At 71.0% G+C, this 2,596-nt stretch carries 4 protein-coding genes; 1 reads left to right on the top strand and 3 read right to left on the bottom strand.

Annotation, left to right across the window (positions count from 1 at the left end):
• The first annotated feature begins 26 nt into the window (after positions 1-26).
• Positions 27-704, top strand: a complete 678-nt coding sequence (locus tag LCE31_RS13990) for an SCO3374 family protein (protein WP_441349412.1) — start codon at positions 27-29, stop codon at positions 702-704.
• Here the strand turns inward: LCE31_RS13990 and LCE31_RS13985 are convergent.
• The 3 genes from LCE31_RS13985 to LCE31_RS13975 form a co-directional block, all read right to left on the bottom strand.
• Complete coding sequence (locus LCE31_RS13985) at positions 683-1,018, bottom strand: histone-like nucleoid-structuring protein Lsr2 (protein ID WP_225014560.1); 336 nt, start codon at positions 1,016-1,018, stop codon at positions 683-685. The two genes, LCE31_RS13990 and LCE31_RS13985, sit on opposite strands and share 22 nt — an antisense overlap.
• A 131-nt stretch (positions 1,019-1,149) precedes the next feature.
• A complete protein-coding gene (locus LCE31_RS13980; RefSeq protein WP_225014559.1) occupies positions 1,150-1,698 on the bottom strand; it encodes an amino-acid N-acetyltransferase in 549 nt (182 codons plus the stop codon).
• A gap of 171 nt (positions 1,699-1,869) precedes the next feature.
• A complete protein-coding gene (locus LCE31_RS13975) occupies positions 1,870-2,433 on the bottom strand; it encodes a BlaI/MecI/CopY family transcriptional regulator (protein ID WP_225014558.1) in 564 nt (187 codons plus the stop codon).
• Positions 2,434-2,596 lie beyond the last annotated feature (163 nt).

The following is a 2,596-nucleotide window of genomic DNA, read 5'->3' as shown; positions in this document are numbered from 1 at the left end:
CCGCGCCCGGGTCCACGCAGGAGCGGATCGCCCGCTTCTACGAGGAGACGCTCGGCTGGACCGTGCTGCGGGAGGGGGCGGGGGGAGAGCCGGTGCTGGCGACCGGGTTGGCCTTCGACGCCCTGGAACTGCCCGCGCGGGCGGGGCGCGCGGTGGCCGACCGCCTCGACCGCGCCGACCGCCCCGCCGGGCCCCACGAGCCGGTGACCGGGCCGGTGGCGCTGAGCGCGGACCGGTCGCGGATGTGGCTGCTGCTCGCGCCGGGCAGCGCGGAGGAGGTGCCGGGGCTGCTCGACTGGCTGGAGTGGGGCGGCATCGCCCTGGATCTCGACGCCCTGGGCGCGGGGCGCGCCATCCCCGCCCCCATACCGCCCCGGTGGCCCGTCCTCGCCGCGCAGGGGGCCGCCGTGTGGCTGCGGCCCCCCGGGCCCGCGCACGCCGGGCGCCCCGACGCGGCGCCCGGTGGCGGTCCGGCCCGTCCGGCACGATCGGCGCCGGCAGGCCTGCCGGCGCTGCGCCTGTGCGGCGTGGCCGGGGAGGTCGGCGCTGCTGGAATCGGCACCGGGGGCAGCGGTGGGGGTGCCCCCGATCTCGTACGGCTCGTGGACGCGGCAGCCGCGGAGTGCCACCGGGTCCGTCTGGCCCGGGGACTCGCGCGCGGAATTGCCGCTGGTGCGAATCGTCAGCCGTTGGCCTTCTCGTAGGCCTCACGGATCTCGGCCGGAACGCGGCCGCGGTCGTTCACGTTGTAGCCGTTGTCCTTGGCCCACTTGCGGATTTCCGCGGTGTCCTTGTTGCCGCCCGCGACGGCACGGCCCTTGCCGCGACCGGCCGCACCACGGCCGCCGGTACGGCGCCCGTTCTTGGCGTAGGGGTCGAGGAGACCGCGGAGCTTGTCGGCATTGGCGGTCGTGAGGTCGATCTCGTACGTCTTGCCGTCCAGCGCGAACGTGACGGTCTCGTCCGCCTCGCCGCCGTCGAGGTCGTCGACAAGAAGGACCTGAACCTTCTGCGCCACCGGATTTCCTTTCATCGAAAATGCAGTACGCGGAAAGGAAACCCCTTTTCCCGGGAAAACACAAACCCCTGGCAGAGGTTCAGTGGCTCAACAAACGGGAAACGCACGCGATTCGGACATCTTCCCGCGCGTCACAGGTGCAGAAGCATCCGGCTGTTGCCCAGGGTGTTCGGCTTCACCCGTTCGAGACCGAGGAACTCGGCAACGCCCTCGTCATAGGAACGCAGCAGCTCTCTGTACACATCTCCGTCGACAGGCGTCCCATCGATCTCCACGAACCCGTGCTTGGTGAAGAAGTCGACTTCGAAGGTCAGGCAGAATACCCGGCTCACCCCGAGCTCACGCGCCGCGTCCAGGAGCTTGGCGAGCAGCTTGTGCCCGACCCCGGAGCCCTTCGTGGAGGGATCGACGGCGAGTGTGCGCACTTCGGCGAGGTCTTCCCACATCGGGTGCAGAGCGCCGCAGCCGATGACCGCGCCGTCGGACTCGCGCTGCGCGACCCAGAACTCCTGGATGTCCTCGTAAAGCGTCACCGGCGCTTTGTCGAGGAGGATGCCCGCACCCGCGTAACTCCCCACCAGGCGGCGCAGCACCGCGACGTCGCGCGTCCTGGCGCGCCGGACGGTGACGCCGTTTCGGCCATCGGGTTCGTCATGGGGAAGGGGCTCGGCGGAAGACATGAGCGGGACGCTATCGCCCCGCCTCCGAAGAGGCGCTATCGCCCCGGCCACGAAGAGACGCTATCGGCCGGCTCCGAAGTGGCGCCAGTGCCCCGGGAGTCGCCGGGGGCGGGTGCGCGGCGGGAGGCGGGAGCGGAGACGCGGGGCCTTCTCCGGATCTGCCTCACCGCCTCACCGATTGTCCGCGTGCCCGGGTTCCGCGGGCGCTCCGTCTTCTCCGCCCGCCCCCGGTTCTCCACTCTCCCCGGGTTCTTCGCGCGCGGTCTGTTCCCGCGCGGTCCCTTTGCGTGCGCCGCCTTCTCCGGGCGGTGCCGGCGGCGCGGGCGGGGCGGCCGCGGCTTGCCGCGCGGATGTTTCGTCGTCCGCCGCGTCGGTACGGCCCTGAACGATACGTACGGCGTCTTCCAACGACTCGCGTTGACCGGGCGACATCATCCCGAAGAAGGCGACGAGTGCCGCGGCCTGGTTGTCACTCTTGGACCACGCGTCGTTCATGAGAGCCGCGGCGTAGGCGGCCCTGGTCGACACCGCTCTATATCGATAGGCGCGGCCCTCGACTTCTCGGCGCACCCAGCCCTTCTGATGGAGATTGTCCATTACCGTCATGACGGTCGTGTAGGCGATGGAGCGTTCTCGCTGGAGGTCTTCGAGGACTTCCCTGACGGTCACCGGACGGTTCCATTGCCAGACGCGCGTCATCACGGCGTCTTCGAGGTCTCCCAATTGACGGGGCACGCTCAGCAGCCTAGTCCGTAATGCCCGATAGGCCGGTTATTTACGCAACGAAAAGGGCGCACGGCCATAAGGGCCGTGGGGCCCCCGGCGGCGGTTGGGGGGTGTTGGGGCGGGGGCCCGCCGGGGGGGGCCCCCCCCCGAAGGCGCCCCGGGGGGTTGTGGG

The sequence above is a fragment of the Streptomyces sp. 8L genome (assembly GCF_020176795.1).
Classification (GTDB): domain Bacteria; phylum Actinomycetota; class Actinomycetes; order Streptomycetales; family Streptomycetaceae; genus Streptomyces.
This window is presented reverse-complemented; position numbering and strand designations above follow the sequence as displayed.

Bases quoted from the DNA above. Each gene is read 5' to 3' on its own strand.
- LCE31_RS13980 (WP_225014559.1), bottom strand. From the start codon at position 1,698: ATGTCTTCCGCCGAGCCCCTTCCCCATGACGAACCCGATGGCCGAAAC.